At 64.8% G+C, this 17,675-nt stretch carries 13 protein-coding genes and 1 other RNA gene; 10 read left to right on the top strand and 4 right to left on the bottom strand.

Annotated features, from left to right (window positions below; all coding sequences use genetic code 11):
* Positions 1-25: 25 nt before the first annotated feature.
* The 3 genes from VC212_RS20575 to VC212_RS20565 all read right to left on the bottom strand — a co-directional run bounded on the left by VC212_RS20575 (position 26) and on the right by VC212_RS20565 (position 4,618).
* Complete coding sequence (locus tag VC212_RS20575) at positions 26-1,975, bottom strand: MacB family efflux pump subunit (RefSeq protein WP_055852657.1); 1,950 nt, start codon at positions 1,973-1,975, stop codon at positions 26-28.
* A gap of 70 nt (positions 1,976-2,045) precedes the next feature.
* Positions 2,046-3,236, bottom strand: coding sequence for an efflux RND transporter periplasmic adaptor subunit (locus VC212_RS20570; protein WP_323526779.1), 1,191 nt, complete (start codon positions 3,234-3,236; stop codon positions 2,046-2,048).
* On the bottom strand, positions 3,233-4,618 hold the full coding sequence (locus tag VC212_RS20565) for an efflux transporter outer membrane subunit (protein ID WP_323526778.1): 1,386 nt from the start codon (positions 4,616-4,618) through the stop codon (positions 3,233-3,235). The genes VC212_RS20570 and VC212_RS20565 overlap by 4 nt, the downstream gene beginning before the upstream one ends.
* A 428-nt stretch (positions 4,619-5,046) precedes the next feature.
* Between VC212_RS20565 and VC212_RS20560 the strand changes: the two genes are divergently transcribed.
* The 4 genes from VC212_RS20560 (at position 5,047) to VC212_RS20545 (ending at position 7,980) form a co-directional block, all read left to right on the top strand.
* Complete coding sequence (locus VC212_RS20560; RefSeq protein WP_238155840.1) at positions 5,047-5,610, top strand: methyltransferase domain-containing protein; 564 nt, start codon at positions 5,047-5,049, stop codon at positions 5,608-5,610.
* Between the two features lie 6 nt (positions 5,611-5,616).
* The gene (locus tag VC212_RS20555) at positions 5,617-6,225 is read left to right on the top strand and encodes a VTT domain-containing protein (protein ID WP_055852648.1); all 609 of its coding nucleotides are present in this window, start codon (positions 5,617-5,619) and stop codon (positions 6,223-6,225) included.
* A 545-nt stretch (positions 6,226-6,770) separates the two neighbouring features.
* Positions 6,771-6,983, top strand: a complete 213-nt coding sequence (locus tag VC212_RS20550) for a hypothetical protein (protein WP_323526777.1) — start codon at positions 6,771-6,773, stop codon at positions 6,981-6,983.
* 73 nt (positions 6,984-7,056) lie between these two features.
* Complete coding sequence (locus tag VC212_RS20545; protein ID WP_323526776.1) at positions 7,057-7,980, top strand: VacJ family lipoprotein; 924 nt, start codon at positions 7,057-7,059, stop codon at positions 7,978-7,980.
* A gap of 131 nt (positions 7,981-8,111) precedes the next feature.
* On the opposite strand, the gene VC212_RS20540 is transcribed toward VC212_RS20545, so the two are convergent.
* On the bottom strand, positions 8,112-9,425 hold the full coding sequence (locus tag VC212_RS20540; RefSeq protein WP_323526792.1) for a DNA topoisomerase IB: 1,314 nt from the start codon (positions 9,423-9,425) through the stop codon (positions 8,112-8,114).
* Positions 9,426-9,482: 57 nt separating this feature from the next.
* Here VC212_RS20540 and VC212_RS20535 point away from each other — a divergent pair, with 57 nt between their 5' ends.
* The 6 genes from VC212_RS20535 to VC212_RS20510 all read left to right on the top strand — a co-directional run bounded on the left by VC212_RS20535 (position 9,483) and on the right by VC212_RS20510 (position 17,631).
* Complete coding sequence (locus tag VC212_RS20535) at positions 9,483-9,863, top strand: I78 family peptidase inhibitor (RefSeq protein ID WP_323518160.1); 381 nt, start codon at positions 9,483-9,485, stop codon at positions 9,861-9,863.
* A 61-nt stretch (positions 9,864-9,924) separates the two neighbouring features.
* A non-coding RNA gene (locus VC212_RS20530) (sX9 sRNA) lies at positions 9,925-10,001 on the top strand.
* A 210-nt stretch (positions 10,002-10,211) separates the two neighbouring features.
* Positions 10,212-14,684, top strand: coding sequence for a glutamate synthase large subunit (gene gltB / locus VC212_RS20525; protein WP_323526775.1), 4,473 nt, complete (start codon positions 10,212-10,214; stop codon positions 14,682-14,684).
* Between the two features lie 431 nt (positions 14,685-15,115).
* On the top strand, positions 15,116-16,597 hold the full coding sequence (locus tag VC212_RS20520) for an FAD-dependent oxidoreductase (protein WP_323526774.1): 1,482 nt from the start codon (positions 15,116-15,118) through the stop codon (positions 16,595-16,597).
* A gap of 21 nt (positions 16,598-16,618) precedes the next feature.
* Positions 16,619-16,972 carry a hypothetical protein gene (locus VC212_RS20515; RefSeq protein WP_323520831.1) on the top strand — a complete coding sequence of 118 codons (354 nt, stop codon included), beginning with the start codon at positions 16,619-16,621 and terminating at the stop codon, positions 16,970-16,972.
* A gap of 80 nt (positions 16,973-17,052) precedes the next feature.
* Complete coding sequence (locus tag VC212_RS20510) at positions 17,053-17,631, top strand: hypothetical protein (RefSeq protein WP_323526773.1); 579 nt, start codon at positions 17,053-17,055, stop codon at positions 17,629-17,631.
* The last annotated feature ends 44 nt before the right edge of the window (positions 17,632-17,675 follow it).

Below are 17,675 nucleotides of genomic sequence, written 5' to 3'. Positions count from 1 at the left end.
TTCATCCACGTCACCGCAGCGCGCATCAGCTGCGCGCAAGCGCCTTGATCGGATCCAGGCGTGCCGCACGCCGTGCCGGCAGAAAACCGAATACCACGCCGATCGCTGTGGACACGGTGAACGCGCCGATGATCGACCACTGCGAGAACACCATTCCGAAACTCGGGCTCACCCAACCGACGAGGACGCCCGCACCCAGTGCCAGCGCCACGCCCAAGGTGCCGCCGACCAAGCAGACCAGGGTCGCTTCGATCAGGAACTGGCGCAGGATGTCGGACTGACGCGCACCCACCGCCATCCGCACGCCAATCTCCTGAATCCGCTCGGTCACCGACACCAGCATGATGTTCATCACCCCGATGCCGCCGACCAGCAACGAAATCAGCGCGATGGAGGAAATCAGCAGCGTGATGGTGCGTGTGGTCTGTTCGACGGTCTTGCGCACGCTGTCGGAATTGGACAGAAAAAAATCCCGGCGCCCATGCCGTTGCAGCAGCAGCGTGTCGATGCCACGCTCAGCCACCGCGCTTGGCACCTGCGTCGAGACACGCACCGTCAGGCTGCGCACGCGTGCATCGCCGGAGACGCGCGCCATCACCGTGGTGTAGGGCAGCCACACGTTGAGCGAGGTGTCGCCGGCAAACCCCGAGGTCGGCCTGGCAGTGACGCCAACGACCCGCAGCGGCACCGATCCCACCAGAATCACCTTGCCCAGCGCCGATGCGCTGCCTGGAAACAGCGCACGTTGGGTCGCCTGGTCGATGACCGCCTCCGGCGCCCTGGCCTGGATCGCATGCGCGTCGAACCCGCGCCCCTGCGCGAATGCGTAGCCACGCACCCGAAAAAACTGATCGCCGACGCCGGTGATGCTGGCGGCGACATCGTGGCGCCCATAGCGCAGGCCGGCGCTGGTGGAGATCGAGGGCGTGGCGCTGTCCACGTACTCCAGCTCGGCGATGGCGACCGCATCGTCGGCACTCAACGTACGCACCGTATCGGCCGCACGATCGCCGATGCTCGCCCCCGGCATCACTTCGATCGTATTTGTGCCCAGCGCATCGATGTCGGACAGGATCGACCGCCGCGACCCTTCGCCGAGCGCAACCACCGATACCACCGACGAGATGCCGATGATGATGCCCAGCATGGTCAACAAGGTCCGCAGGCGATGGTTGAACATCGAGCGCAGCGCCATCTGACCGGCTTCGGCAAAGCGCCCCAGCAGGTCTGCCAGGCGCCCCGCTCTATCGGCGACCACGGCGTCCTTGATCGCGGTGCGAGGGGTCGCCGGACGCAGCTGGCGGTCGGCCACGATCTGGCCGTCGCGGATCTCGATGATGCGTTGCGCATGCGCCGCCACCTCGGGGTCATGCGTGACCAGGATGATGGTGTGACCTGCCGCGTGCAGCTCCTGCAGTACCGTCATGACCTCCTTGCCGCTGGCTTGGTCCAGTGCGCCGGTCGGTTCGTCGGCCAGAATGACCTCGCCGCCATTCATCAGCGCGCGGGCGATCGACACGCGTTGTTGCTGCCCGCCAGACAGCTGCCCAGGCCGGTGGTGCAGCCGTGTGCCCAGACCCAGACGCTCCAGCAAGGCCTGCGCGCGCGCGCGGCGCGCACTGGCCGCGGTCCCGTTATAGATCGCAGGGATTTCGACATTGCCGATCGCATCCAGCTCCCCCAGCAGCTGATAGCGCTGGAAAATGAAGCCGAAGTGGGCACGCCGCAGACGCGCCAGGCTGTCCGGATCCAGTTGACCAATGTCCTGCCCGGCGACCTGGTAGCTCCCGCGCGTCGGGCGATCCAGGCAGCCCAGGATGTTCATCAAGGTGGATTTACCCGAGCCCGATGGCCCCATGATGGCGACCATTTCCCCGGCGTGGATGCGCAGCGTGACATCGCGCAGGATCGCAACGCTGCCGTCGGCAGACGGAAACTCTTTGCAAAGCGCGCTCACTTGCAACAGTGCGGGCATGACGCAGGCTCCAATGATGGATGTGGGCAGGCGGTGCATGAGCGCCTGCCCGTGACAACGCGACGACGCATCAAGGCGTCTGCGCAGGCGTATCGAGATCGCTGGTGATCACCCTCTCGCCCAGCTCAAGGCCTGCGATCACCTGTGCGTTGATGCGGTTATTGAGCCCCACACGGATGCGGCGCATCTGCCGCCCGCCATCGGCGGTCAGCACGTGGACCACATAGCTTCCGTCGGCGGTGCGCTCGCCCAGCGCACCACTCGGGATGAGGCGTGCAGCGCGTGCGCGTGCCAACACGATCGTGGTTTGCGCGGTCATATCGATGCGCAAGGTGCGATGCGGATTGGGCACATCGAAGATGCCATTGAAGTACACCGCATTGGACGCGGCACTGCTCGCCTGACCCGCCACGACGCCGGAGGCATCGCTGGCGATGGTGGTCGGACCCGGCTCCAACGCAGACAGCACCGCGCGATAGCGGGTGTCGGGCTCGCCCAGCAAGGTGAAATAGACGCCCATCCCGGCCGATACCCGGGTGACATCGGCTTCGGAGATCTGCGCCTTGACGGTCATGGTGTCCAGACGGGCGAGCTTGATGATGGTCGGTGCGCTCTGGTTGGCATTCACCGTTTGTCCCTGCTCGGTGACGATGGCCACCACTTCGCCATCCATTGGCGCCACCACGCGTGTGTAGCTCAGATTGAGCTCGGCGGTGCTTGCCGCGATCGTGGCTTGCTCCCGCTCCGCGCGTAAGGCCTGGATGTCTGCCCGCACCGTCGCCAGTGTGGCCTCTGCCGCCTCGGCATCGACCCTAGCCACCGCATCATCTGCCATCAAGGCGCGCTGGCGACGGTCCGCCAGGGTGGCCTGACGCAGGCTGGCCAACCGTGCCGTCAACCTGGCGTCGGCGCTGCGCACTTGCGCCTGTGCGGTGCGCAGCGCGTTCTGCTGCGGCAACGCGTCGATCTCGGCGATCGGCTGCCCTTTCTTGACCGAGTCTCCAAGTTTGACGTGCAGGGCCACTACCTGGCCGGTGACCTGCGCGCCAACGCTCACCAACTGCGAGGCGTTGATCCTGCCGGTCGCCAGCACGGTCTCTTCGATATCCCCCAGCACCACCGCCGAGCTAGCCACCTGCGGTGCAACCGGTGCAGGAAAAACCTGCGCCTTCACCAGCCAGCCGACGAACAGCGACAGCACCACAATCGACCACCAACGGTAGCGCCCTAGGCGCTGCAACCACAGCATCGAGCGGCTCATGGCGCGTTGCCTCCCCGCGTGGGTGCCTGCATCCATTCGCCACCCAGCACGCGATAGGCGGTCACCAGGTTGCTGTCGCGTAACAGGGTGGTGTCCAGCAAGGCCTGCTGCGCCGCATACAACGCACGCTCGGCATTCAGCAGGTCCACCAATCCGGTCTGCCCGCGCTCGTATCTGGCGGCGGCAATGCGCGCCTGCTTGCTTGCGGCGTCGATCAGTTGCATCTGCGCCTGCACTCGCGCAGCGATGCTCCCGCCGATTGCCAATGCATCGGCCACATCGCGGAACGCGATCTGCAGCGTCTTCTGATACTGCGCCTGGGCGATTTGGGTATCGAGCTCGGTCACCTTCAGGTTGGCGCGGTTGGCGCCGTGATCGAACAGTGGCACCGCTGCGGAGGCGGCGATGTTCCAGCCACCTCCGCCAAGCAGCGTAGATAACGCCGTGCTGGTGTTGCCGTAGCTGCCGGTCAAGGCAATGCGGGGGAAGAATCGTGCGCGCGCAACCCCGATATCGGCATTGGCGCCGATCAGCGCATGCTCTGCGGCCATGACATCGGGGCGACGCAGCAGCAGTGACGACGGAACCCCTGCCGGCAACGGACCGTTGAGCGACAGTGCTGCATGACCACGCGCGTCGGCATCGGGCAACAGCGTCTCGGGTACCTCGGCACCGACCAGCAGGGTCAGCGCATTGCGATCTTGCTGCAGCTGCGCTTCCAGGCCAGCCTGCTCGGTGCCGATCTGCGCCAACGCGGTGTCCGCCTGCGCCAACTCCAGCCCGCTGATGGCACCCTGGTTGTAACGGGCCAGTGTCAACTCGTACACCCGTTGCAGATTCCCCGCGGTCTTGTTCACCAACGCAAAGCGTTGCTGATCTGCATCCAGTCTCAGCCATGCAGTCGCCACTTCGGCGATCAAGCTGAGCGAGGCACTGCGTCGATTCTCATCGCTCTGAAGAGCATCCTGCAAGGCCGCTTCTTTGAGATTTTTCACGCGTCCAAAGAAGTCCAGCTCATAGCTGGCAAACCCGAGCGATACCGAAAGTTGACCTTGCTGACGACTGGCATCGACGCCGTTACCGTCCAGTGTCACTGTCGGCAGCGTCTCGGCGTCACGCAACCGGTAGCTCGCCCTGGCGCGTTGCACATTCAGCATCGCAAGCGCCAGGTCCTGATTGCGCTCCAGTGCAAGCGCGACGGTATCGCGCAGACGTGGGCTTGCGAACACCTCGCTCAGCGCCGTGGGGGCGAAACCATGTTCGGAGGTCGTTTGCTGTTGCGGGATCCGTGGCGGCGGCCGCACGTACTGCGGCGCCAGGTTGGCGCAGCCACCCAGCGCCAGCAACGCCATCGCATAGGCGATGTTGGCTGAAAGTCTCATCGTGTTCTCAAACGTCGTTATGCAGCGGTAACGTGCATCGCATGTGGCGCGTATCGAGGCGGCAGTGCGACAGCACAGGCAGGAGTCGGTTGCCGCGCATGCTGGCAGCGCTCTCTGTCGATAGCCTGTCTGCTGCCGTGTTTAGTCCGCCGTTACCCAGTGCATTCAGCCAACGGCAGCCATCGTCGGTCGTGCGAGGTGTTCGTTACCGCGCAAGGTTGCGACGATGCATCGCTGCCGAGCTGTAGTCGATGCTGATGCGTGGCTGAACTTTCCATCACGGCTCGGCATCAACGACAGACTGCGGACAGATTGATGCCCTAGCCTTGTGATGCCGACTGCGTGTCATCCATCGATCGGATGACTGTTGCATTTCGCAGATTGGCCTAACTCTTTCAACGCTGTGAGGATAGATGGCACGTTCGTATATGGCTTCGTTTCTTCGCGAATGGATCACGGCCCCCTGCTCCGTTGCGGCAATCCTTCCTTCCGGACGTGCACTGTCCTCCATCATCACCTCCGAACTCTCGGAGCGTACCGGGCGGGTCCTGGAACTTGGTCCGGGTACCGGTGCGTTTACCCGGGCGATGATCGACAAGGGCGTGCGCGAAAAGAACCTCATCCTGCTCGAATACAACCAGACGTTTGCATCGCTGCTCACGCAGCGCTTCCCGCACGCGTCAGTGCTGCAGATGGATGTCACCGATCTTGAATCGGTACCTCGCTTCGATGGAGCCTGCGTCGATGCAGTGGTCTGCGGCCTTGGCTTCTTGAACATGCCAGCACATCAGGTGGCCGCCATCGTGCGTGGCGCCTTCCTGCATCTCAAACCGGGCGGCCGCATGTATCTGTTTACCTACGGCTTCAAATGCTCGGTGCCAGCGCACATTCTCGATGCGCTCGATCTGGAGGCCGTCAAGGTCGGGCGCACGTATTGGAACGTCCCGCCAGCGACGACCTATCGTCTGCAGCGCCGTGCGTACACAGGCTAGGCCACCATGCAGACCAACGACGTATTAACGCTGGTGTTGAGCTTCGGCCTGCCAGGCGTGCTGGCGATGTCCTACCTCGAAAAATTCATCCCGGTGATCCCCTCCTATCTGATGCTGATGGTTGTCGGCATGACTGCCGAAAGCATGCCGGCGCTGCTGGCGGTGTGGGCTATCAGCGTGGCCGGATCGGTACTGGCGACGGTCAGTTGGTACGAGATCGGCCGTGCGCTCGGTAACGATCGCGTGCGCGCCCTGGTACGCAACTACGGCCGTTTCGTGTTTCTGCGCATCGCTACTTACGACCGCCTTGCGCTGTCGTACCGACGCAACGATTTCCGGGTCACGCTGGCCGGTCAGGCGATCCCGGTGGCACGGATCTATCTGGCCTTGCCGGCAGGCGTGATCCGGGTGCGCTTCTGGACCTTCCTGCTCGCCGCAGCACTTGGAATTGCCGGCTACAACCTGTGCTTTCTGTTGGTCGGCTTCTGCCTGCGCGGAACCGGACATGATCCGCTGATCACCGGCATGGTCATCGCCGCAGCGCTGGTCGCATTGGAATGCGTGGTGTTCTTTTCGATACGCAAGAAATCGCGCGCCAAGTCGGTGAACGTCTAGTCGGCTGGCGTGTTCCGCCGCGGTGATGACATCGGCCCGCTTCGCTGGTTGCGCGCGGTGTCCTTGCATGCTCCGACATTTATGGCCATGCGTACTTAGGGTGCGATTTAGCGCTGCACAGCGCTCACGAGCACTGACGTGGATGGGCAAAGCGCATTGCAATGTATCGGCAGCACGCCGGACGAAGCGTATGACACGCATGCCGTGCAGTGATGCATGTCGTCCATCCCCATCGCTGCATGTCCAGCATGTGCTATCCGGGAAATCGAGGCGTATGCGCGATACCACGCCACGCGTTACCTGCCGCGTCTGTGCCGGAGCCGATCGAGTCGTCCGGCGCACGTTCGCAGAAGGGATTCGTGAACGCATGCCTACCAATGGCAAGCGATCAAAAAACTCTTAAAACGTGATCCGCAGCGAATCCATAGGATCACTTCCAGCAACCTCGCTGCAGCACCGCCACCTCGCCATCGCATCCATCTGGCCGCTCGTCAGAGGCCGATGCGGTGTCGAGCGACTGCAGCCTCATCTCTTCGGAGCGCAGCATGATTTCCCAACGCCCCTCCACCGTTTCACGGCGGCCGTCGCCCACCAGCAATCGGCAGGCATGGCAGGACCTGCCAGATCTGCAGCATCACCACGCCAGGCGTCAGCGGCTGACGCAGCTGCGCTGGATGGCCGGCATTGCCGGCGGCGCATTCGGCGTGTTGTGGGCCGGCCCGTTGCTGTGGTCATGCATGTGCCGCCTGCTGACCTAGGGCGATCACGCAGCTGGTCGCGGTTGTGTCGTGCCTCTCTCCCTTGCATCACTTACCCCACAAGGACCCTGCAATGACGATTCCCCGTTACCTGGTGGCTGCCGGCACGCTGCTGTTGCTATCGGCCTGCGCGAGCCGCCCCGCCGTGCCGCAGACATCGATGCGGACCTCGATCGGCCCGGCGTCGACGGCAACATTGGTGATGCCGCCCGCTGCGCAGCCGCTGCCTGGCCCGTCCGATCAACAGCTGGTGGCGAGCGATCGCCCCATCGATAGCGATGCTGGCGACGCAGCGCCGGCATCACCGGATGCAGCACTTGCAGCTCCCGCCGTGTCTGCAGCGGCCGCTCCCATCACCGCCGCCGAGCAGGATGCACAAGCGCTCTACAGTGCCGCACCGGTGCGCGACCCGTGGGAGGGCTACAACCGCAAGATCCACGCATTCAACAACGGTGCCGACAAGGTGCTGTTCCGTCCCGTCGCAGTCGCCTACGACAAGGTCACACCCAAGCCGGTCAAGACCGGCATCCGCAACATGTTTTCCAATTTCGGTCAGCCGGGCACTGCGGTCAGTCAGGTGTTGCAGGGCCGCCCGGTCAAGGCGACGCAGTCGCTGGGTCGGTTCGTGGTCAACAGCACGCTTGGCTTGGCCGGGCTGTTCGATCCGGCCACCCGCTTCGGCATGCCCAAATACAACGAGGATGTCGGACAAGCATTTGCGACATGGGGCTGGGACAACTCGCGCTACTTCGTAATGCCGATCCTGGGGCCAGGCACGGTACGCGATACCTTTGGTCGCGTCGCCGACCAACAGCTGACGCCGATCAACTATCTGGACAATGCGCGCGTAGCCAATTCACTGATGGGCCTGCAATTAGCCGACGGCCGCGCACGGATGCTGCCGATGGACGCGCTGCGACGCGATGCCGTGGACGATTACAGCTTCGTGCGCGATGCCTGGGCGCAGCGCCGTGAAAAGCAAATTGCAGACGACTGATCGCAGCCAACGCGATGCGTGCGCGGTAACTCAGTGTAGGCGTTCACGCGCTGGATCAGCGCGTGCCAGTCACGGCGAGCAGGCTGTGGCTACCAACGATCTCACCAGCGCTCTCGCAAAGCTCCGCAGCATCACGCAGCACGCTTACGGCGGCTGGGCTTGGGATTGGGCTTCGGCGTAGCCGCCTTGCCTGTCTTGTTGGCCTTGCGTTGCTTGCTGCGCGAGTCGGTCAAAAAGCGCAGCGTGGCCGCTTCCCACTGGCGCTCGCCGCGCACGCCGCTGGCCATCACCTGCAGTTGCCCGGCGCGCCAGCCTTCGAACACGCAAGGGTCGATGTAGGCCTTGCGACACACCGATGGCGTGTTGCCCAGCGCATCGGCCACCTCGCGGATGACATCATTCTGCACCTGCATGAGCGCGCGTTCGCTGCTGCGCTCGGGCAGCGGCAAACGCGCCAGGCGCTGCAAGGCGGCCAGCGTGCCACCCCAGGTGCGGAAGTCCTTGGCGGTGAAATCCTCGCCCATCGCTTCGCGCAGATAGTCGTTGACCTCGCCTGAATCCACCGGCTGCAGCTGGCCGTCGTCGTCGCGGTATTGAAACAGCGATTGCCCCGGCAGCTGCTGACATTGCCGGATCAGTTTGACCAGGTGCTTGTCGTCCACTTCGATGTCGTGATCCTGGCCGCTCTTGCCGCGGAATTTGAGCCGTGCACGCCCGCCTTTCAAAAATTCCATGTGGCGGTTGCGTAACGTGGTCAGCCCGTACGAGCGATTGCTGCGCGCATATTCGGCATTGCCCACGCGCACCAAGGTGTCGGCCAGCAGCGCGACCACAATCGCCAGCACCTTCTCACGCGGAAAGCCGGGCAGCGCCAGATCGCGTCGCAAACGCCGCCGCAGTTTGGGCAGTGCCGTGCCGAAGGCGATCACGCGCTCGAACTTGCCTTCGCCACGCACCTGCGCCCAATCAGCGTGATAGCGGTACTGCTTGCGCCGCCGCGCGTCGCGCCCGGTGGCCTGCAGGTGACCGTTGGATTTGGCGCAGATCCACACCTCGGTATAGGCCGGCGGAATGGCCAACGCGCGGATGCGCTGCAAGGTGTCGGCATCGGCGATGCGCTGCCCGTCGGCACTGCGGTAGCTGAAGCTCTTGCCCGCCTTGCGCCGGCTGATGCCTGGCTGCTGATCGTTGACATAGGTCAGCCCCGCTGCCCGCGCGGTGGCCTTGGCCTGTGCCACCGCGGCCACGGTGGCGACGGCGGCCGTTGCGACGACCGCACCGGTGGCGGCGGTGGCGAGCGTGCCGGCGGCACTGGCCGTGGCGGCGACATTGCGAAGAACACGTTTGGCTTTCATTGCGCACGGATCGAAGGACTGGCACCGATTGTTGGGCCGCGCAGCGCTAGGCCGCGTCAACGCAACGACAACGCCGTGTGGGCAAGCGATGCCCGCGGCGCAACTTTGTGCTTATGCTTGGGCATCCCCCCTTTGCTGGAGTCATCGATGCGCGCTGTCCTGCCTATTGCCCGTCTGGCTTGCACCTTGGTCGTGCTGACTGCATTGACTGCCTGCAACAAACCGCAACCCGATGAGCAGGAAGCCGTCGCGGCCAACGCACAACAGGCGGCAGAACAAGCCTCCGCGCCGGTGCCGGATGCAGCGCCGGAAGCGCCGCCGATCGGCAGTTGCGACGCCACCCAGGTGCAGTCGCTGGTTGGCCAGCCCATCACCGATGCGGTGGGCGAGCAGGCCCGCAGCGACGCCGGTGCCAAGTCAGTGCGCGTGCTCAAGCCCGGCCAGATGGTGACGATGGAATTCAACGGCGAACGGCTCAATGTCGAAGTGGACGCCAAGAACGTCATCACCGCGGTGCGTTGCGGCTAAGAGCAGCTAACAAACCGACTGTGCGCACCGCCAGGCGGGCGCGGCCGGTGCTCGGTGCGGCATGGTCCACGCGTACACGCCGGCTCTGAGCGCGCCGTCCACACCCACGTGACGACTGCTCGCTACGTTTTGTTAGCCACTCTGAGGCTGCGCTGGCGCCTGTCGCCCGACAGGCGCCAAGCCAGCTGGCACAAGGGATTGCGACAGGCCTCGTTGCAGCTGTAACGGTGTATTGCGGCACCGCATCAACTGTGGTCTAGTCGATCATCCGGTGACCTCTTCGAAACGCTCCACGGATCGAGCGGTGCAACGTCGTCGCCGCTCTCCCAAGATCGCAAAGAGGCAGACATGGCCCCCCGCACTCGCCAAGGGCTCAACGACTACGGTCTCTACAACAGCGCGCGCGACGAACGCGACGCCTGTGGTTTTGGCATGGTCGCCCAGCTGGACGACCAACCTTCCCGTTCGCTGGTAGACACCGCGATTGCGGCGCTCTCGCGCATGACCCACCGCGGCGGTGTGGCGGCCGACGGGCTCACCGGCGATGGCTGCGGCCTGCTGATCCGCAAACCCGATGCATTCCTGCGCGGACTGGCCCGCGATGCCGGCATTCCGCTGGGCACGCGCTATGCGGCCGGTGTGGTGTTCCTGCCGCTGGACGAAACCGAGGCAGCGCGCTGTCGCGCCGAGCTGGAAGCGCAGCTGCACACTGCCGGCGTGCAGTTCCGCGGCTGGCGCGTGGTGCCCACCGACGACAGCGTGTGCGGCCAGCTGGCGCGCGACACCCTGCCACGCATCGAGCAGGTGTTTGTCGATGCCGGTGCCGAACAGACCGAAGACGGCTTCACCCTGGCGCTGTTCCTGGCGCGCCGCCGCGCCGAGCAGGCGCTGCGCGAGGTGGAGAACTTCTACGTCACCACGCTCTCGCCCAATGGCATCAGCTACAAGGGCATGGTGCTGCCGGACAAGCTGAGCACGTTCTATCCGGACCTGCAGCGCAGCGATCTGTCGTCCAGCGCGATTGTGTTTCACCAGCGCTTTTCCACCAACACGCTGCCGCGCTGGCCGCTGGCGCATCCGTTCCGCCTGCTCGCGCACAACGGCGAGATCAACACCATCGAGGGCAACCGCCGCTGGGCGCAGGCGCGCAGCAAGGTGTGGCAGACCCCGCGCTTCGATATCGCCGAGTTCGATCCGGTGATCTCCATGCACGGTTCGGACTCGCAGAGCCTGGACAACATGCTGGAGCTGCTGATCGCCGGTGGCATGGACCTGCTGCAGGCGCTGCGCATCCTGGTGCCGCCGGCGACCCAGTCGCTGGAGTTCAAGGACGCCGATCTGGCTGCGTTCTACGAGTTCTACGGCCTCAACACCGAGCCGTGGGACGGCCCGGCCGGCATCGTGGCCTGCGACAGCCGCTATGCCGCCTGCATGCTCGACCGCAACGGCCTGCGCCCCGCGCGCTGGATGCTGACCTCCGACCGCCACTTCCTGGTGGCCTCCGAGGCCGGCGTGTGGGAGCTGCCGGCCGAGCGCATCACCCGCAAGGGCAAGCTGGGCCCGGGCGAGATGATGGCGATCGATCTCAAGCGCGGCGACCTGCTCGATTCCGATGCCATCGACCGCATCAACCGTGCGCGTGCGCCGTACAAGCAGTGGCTGCAGCAGGGCGTGACCTATCTGCAGACCGAGCTGATCGACCCCTCGCTGGTGGAAGAACCCTTCAGCGAGCAGACCCTGCGCAGCTACCACAAGCTGTTCCAGCTCAGCACCGAGGAAGTGGAGCAGATCCTGCGCCCGCTGGCCGAGACCGAGCAGGAAGCAACCGGCTCGATGGGCGACGACACCCCGATGGCGGTGCTCAGCCGCCAGACCCGGCCGCTGTACGACTACTTCCGCCAGGCGTTCGCACAGGTCACCAACCCGCCGATCGACCCGCTGCGCGAAGGCATCGCGATGTCGCTCACCACCCAGCTCGGCAAGGAGACCAACATCTTCCATGCCGGTGCGGAGACGGTGAACCACGTCATCCTGAATTCGCCGGTGCTCAGCCAGCGCAAGCTGCGCCAGCTGCTGAAGATGGAGCAGTACGTCGCGCGCAATCGGCTGATCGACCTGTCCTACAGCGTCGAAGAAGGCCTGAAGGCCGGCCTGGAGCGCATCTGCCAGGAAGTGGAAGCCGCCGCCCGCGACGGCGCGGTGATGCTGCTGCTTTCCGACCGCTACCCGGTGCCGGACCGGCCGATGGCGCATGCGCTGCTGGCCACCGGTGCGGTGCATCACCACCTGTGCAAGGTGGGCCTGCGCTGCGACGTCAACCTGATCATTGAAACCGGCACCGCCCGCGATGCGCACCACATGGCCTGCCTGCTCGGCTTCGGCGCCACCGCGGTGTACCCGTATCTGGCCTACCAGACCCTGTTCGACCTGGGCCGGCGCGGCATCCTGCAGCTGAGCAAGGGCGGCGAGCAGTCGCAGATCGGCCGTCGCTACCGCAAGGGCATCTACAAGGGCCTGTCCAAGATCATCTCCAAGATGGGCATCTGCACCATCGCCAGCTACCGTGGCGCGCAGCTGTTCGAGATCGTCGGGCTGGACCCGGACGTGGTGGAGCTGTGCTTTGCCGACACCCCCGCACGCATCGGTGGCGTCAATCTGGGGCGGCTGGACACCGAGGCGCGCGAGCTCACCGCACGCGCCTGGAACGACCAGCTCAAGCCGGAAGTGGGCGGCCTGCTCAAGTACGTGCACGGCGGCGAGTACCACATGTACAACCCCGACGTGGTCATGACGCTGCAGCGCGCCACCCGCACCGGCGATGCCGACGACTGGCAAAAATACGTGGACGCGGTGCACTCGCGCCCGGCCTCCACGCTGCGCGATCTGGTCCAGCTCAAGCGTGCCGACACCCCCACCCCGCTGGACGAGGTGGCCCCGGCGGCCGATGTGCTGCGCCGCTTCGACACCGCCGCGATCAGCCTGGGCGCGTTGTCGCCCGAAGCGCACGAAGCGCTGGCCATTGCGATGAACCGCCTGGGCGGGCGCAGCAATTCCGGCGAAGGCGGCGAAGACCCGGCCCGCTATGGCACCGAGAAGCGTTCCAAGATCAAGCAGGTGGCCTCCGGCCGCTTTGGCGTGACCCCGGAATACCTGGTCAACGCCGAAGTACTGCAGATCAAGGTTGCCCAGGGCGCCAAGCCCGGCGAAGGCGGCCAGCTGCCCGGCCACAAGGTCAACGAGCTGATCGCCCGCCTGCGCTACGCCAAGCCCGGCATCGGCCTGATCAGCCCGCCGCCGCATCACGACATCTATTCGATCGAAGACCTGGCCCAGTTGATCTACGACCTCAAGCAGGTCAACCCGACCGCGCTGGTGTCGGTGAAGCTGGTCGCGCATGCCGGCGTCGGCACGATTGCTGCCGGCGTGGTCAAGGCCGGCGCCGATCTGATCACCGTGTCCGGCCATGACGGCGGCACCGGCGCCAGCCCGGTCAGCTCGATCCGCTATGCCGGCGTGCCGTGGGAACTGGGCGTGGCCGAGTCGCACCAGGCGCTGGTGGCCAACGACCTGCGCGAGCGCACCATCTTGCAGACCGACGGCGGCCTGAAGACCGGCCTGGACGTGGTCAAGGCCGCGCTGCTGGGCGCCGACAGCTTCGGCTTCGGCACCGCGCCGATGATCGTGCTGGGCTGCAAATACCTGCGCATCTGTCACCTCAACAACTGCGCCACCGGCGTGGCCACCCAGGACGAGCGCCTGCGTGCGAACTACTTCACCGGTCTGCCGGAGCGCGTGGAGCACTTCTTCCGCCTGCTGGCCGAAGAAGTGCGGCAGTGGTTGTCGTACCTGGGCGTGCGTTCGCTGGATGAAATCGTCGGCCGCACCGATCTGCTGGAACAGCTGGAGGTCTCCCCGCGCGCAGGCGTCAAGGTCGATCTGTCGCGCCTGCTCACCCATGCGCGCTACGACGGCAGCCATTGCGCCGCCCAGCGCCTGTACGAGTCGCCGGACAGCCTGGCCACGCAGATGGACGGCCTGCTTGCCGATGCCATCGCCAACAAGACCGGCGGCGACCATCGCTTCTTGATCCACAACACCGACCGTTCGATCGGTGCGCGCCTGTCCGGCACCATCGCACGCGCCCACGGCAACCACGGCATGAGCGATGCGCCCTTGAACCTGCGCTTCCGCGGCACCGCCGGGCAGAGCTTCGGTGCGTTCAACGCCGGCGGCCTGCAACTGGAGCTGGAAGGCGAAGCCAACGACTACGTCGGCAAGGGCATGGCCGGCGGCCGGCTGGTGGTGCGTCCGCCGCGTGGCGCGCGCTTCGAGGCGCGCAGCACCCCGATCGTCGGCAACACCTGCCTGTACGGCGCCACCGGCGGCGAGTTGTTCGCCGCAGGCCGCGCCGGCGAGCGCTTTGCGGTGCGCAACTCCGGCGCGCTGGCGGTGGTGGAAGGCGCCGGCGACCATTGCTGCGAATACATGACCGACGGCGTGGTGCTGGTGCTGGGCAAGGTGGGCCTGAACTTCGGCGCCGGCTTCACCGGCGGCCTGGCCTACGTGCTGGATATCGAACGCGACTTCGTGGACCGCTACAACCACGAGCTGATCGACATCCACCGCGTCTCCGCCGAGGGCTTCGAGAACCACCGCCAGCATCTGCACACCCTGATCAGCCGCCACCGCGAGCTGACCGGCAGCATCTGGGCGCAGCAGATCCTGGACGAGTTCCGCGACTACATCGGCAAGTTCTGGCTGGTCAAACCCAAGGCCGCCAGCATCGAGTCGCTGACCGAGTCGCTGCGGCGCGCCGCCTGAGTTTTTGCTCGCCTCTCCCGCGCGCGGGAGAGGGGGTGGGGGTGAGGGCACAGGCCCGCAACCCTCATCCGCCCCTTCGGGGCACCTTCTCCCGTACACGGGAGAAGGACGCCTGCAATCGCAATGCTGACAGCGCATCGTCAGAGTCATCGCAGTACTTCCCTCTCCCGCCTGCGGGAGAGGGGCCAGGGGTGAGGGCTTGTGGCCCGCAGCCCTCATCCGCCCCTTCGGGGCACCTTTTCCCGTACACGGGAGAAGGACGCACGCAATCGCAATGCTGACAGCGCATCGTCAGAGTCATCGCAGTACTCCCCTCTCCCGCCTGCGGGAGAGGGGTCGGGGGTGAGGGCACAGGCCCCGCCGACCCTTATCCGCCCCTTAGGGCACCTTCTCCCTTACACGGTAGAAGGGAATCAGCCACGGATTTTCTTATGAGCCGCAAGCAAGCCTTCCAATTCCTCGACCTGCCGCGGACCATGCCCACCCGCATCCCGGTGGAACTGCGCACGTCCGGCGACTGGGGCGAGTTGTACGGCAAGTTCGACAAGGCCGACGCGCAGTACCAGTCCGGCCGCTGCCTGGACTGCGGCAACCCGTACTGCAGCTGGAAGTGCCCGGTGCACAACGCCATCCCGCAATGGCTGCAGCTGGTGCAGGAAAACCGCATCGAAGAAGCCGCCGCGCTGTGCCATTCCACCAACCCGCTGCCGGAAGTGTGCGGGCGCGTGTGTCCGCAAGACCGTCTGTGCGAAGGCAGCTGCACGCTGGAAGAATTCGGCGCGGTCACCATCGGCGCGGTGGAAAAGTACATCGTCGACACCGCCTTCAAGATGGGCTGGCGCCCGGATCTGGGCAACGTGCAGCCCACTGGCTGGCGCGTGGCGGTGATCGGGGCTGGCCCGGCCGGGCTGTCGTGTGCGGACCGGTTGGCGCGCGCCGGTACCGAAGCGGTGGTCTACGACCGCTACGAGCAGATCGGCGGGCTGCTGCAGTTCGGCATTCCCAGCTTCAAGCTGGACAAGTCGGTGATCGGCAAGCGTCGCGAGATCCTCGAAGGCATGGGCGTGCAATTCCGCCTGGGCGTGGAGATCGGCAAGGACGTCAGCATCGAGCAGTTGCTGGGCGAATACGATGCCGTGTTCCTGGGCACCGGCGCCTACCGCTACACCGATGGCGGCCTGCCCGGGCAGGACCTGAAGAATGTGCTGCCGGCGCTGCCGTTCCTGGTGCAGAACAGCCGCATCGTCAGCGGCAACGACCCGCACGGCCGCCCGATCGCCGGCTGGGAAGACCAGATGGCCCTGCCCGACCTCAACGGCAAGCGCGTGGTGGTGCTGGGCGGCGGCGACACCGGCATGGACTGCGTGCGCAGCGCCATCCGCCTGGGCGCGGCCAAGGTCACCTGCGCCTACCGCCGCGACGAAGCCAGCATGCCCGGCTCGGCGCGCGAAGTGGCCAACGCGCGCGAAGAAGGCGTGCGCTTCCTGTTCAACCGCCAGCCGCTGTCGATCGAATCCGGCGCCGACGACGAAGCCATTGGCGTCACCGTCGTGGAAACCAGACTCGGCGAACCCGATGCCAACGGGCGCCGCAACGCGGTGCCGGTGGAAGACAGCGAATCGCTGCTGGAAGCGGACGTGGTGATCATCGCCTTCGGCTTCTCCCCGACCCTGCCCGACTGGCTGGCTTCGCAAGGCGTGGAAGCCGGCAGCAACGGTCGCATCGTCGCCCCGGCCGACGGCAACGGCCGCCTGCCCTACCAGACCACCAACCCGCGCCTGTTCGCCGGCGGCGACTGCGTGCGCGGCGCCGATTTGGTCGTGACGGCCGTGGCCGAAGGCCGCGATGCGGCGGCAAGCATCGTGCAGCTGCTGGGCGTCAAAGCGCAGGTCAAGGAGCCGGCTGCGGCTTGAGGCTGAGGGATACTAGGCCCCATGCTCAGGTCACTCTTTACCTGTTTGCTGATCTTCACTGCCGGTAGCGCTGCGGCGGCGCCGGCCGCCACATGCCAGGAATCGGACAACCTACGTCTTGATGGCTTGCCCCTTTCCACCCTGCAGATGGAAGAAATTGGTCTCAAGTACGCGGCTGCAAATACAAAGGCGCCGCAAGTGCCATTTGCTTATGGCAACAAAGAGTGGCTGTGGCTCAAGAAGCAGTACCGCTCCGGTGATTACTTCGTGGCTTATGAGCAGCTTTGGCCGGCGAGTGGTAAGCCGTTTGCCTGGGGGTACGCGCTTGTTCGAGGAAAATGTGTCCTTGGCGTGCTGAACACTCGAGTCTCATAGGCCTAACACCTCTTCTGATCGAGGCATATTTGCGGCTCAACTTATTTCAGGCACTGGGCGGCAAACAAAAGGCTCTCGACATGACTATCGGCGTTTATATCGACAGCTGCGCATGGAACTACCTTCATGAGAAGGCAATAGATCTGTTAGCGGAGCTTCCACCCAATAGGTATTCGCTATACCTCACCCGAGAAGTGAAAAGTGAACTTGAGGCGATCCCCGACGACGACGAAAAGAAGGGAGCACTAAAGGCATACATTCGCACCAGTATTGAAAGTGCATCCATCAAGACGACGTCGATATTCGGCTTCCAAACTTTTGGAGCTAATGGTTTGCCTTCGAAGGTCCAAGTGAACGGCGGGTTTGGCCAAGGGACGTTTCAGTCTGCTACAGATCGCAGATTTTATGCATCGCCAGGGATAACTTCACAATTGCGTGGAAAAACACCACGCAAAAGCGGATTGACTGCCAACCAAGCTGATGTATCTCTAGCCGTGCGCTCCTTTGGAGCCTTCGTGCTGACCAATGATAAAAAAAGGGGGCCTTTGAAGCTTGCGCAAGAACTTGGTGGAAAGATTATCTACCTCACTACTGAGGTAGAAAAAAGTGGGCTCACGCTGGGCCAATACATCGCCTCGTTGCAAAGCCCATGTGAGTAGGTATGGGATACGCCATTTAATTCGCTTGGGGGCAAACTTGCAGG

This window comes from Xanthomonas sp. WHRI 8932A, assembly GCF_035012785.1.
In the GTDB taxonomy this organism is placed as follows: Bacteria; Pseudomonadota; Gammaproteobacteria; order Xanthomonadales; family Xanthomonadaceae; genus Xanthomonas.
This window is presented reverse-complemented; position numbering and strand designations above follow the sequence as displayed.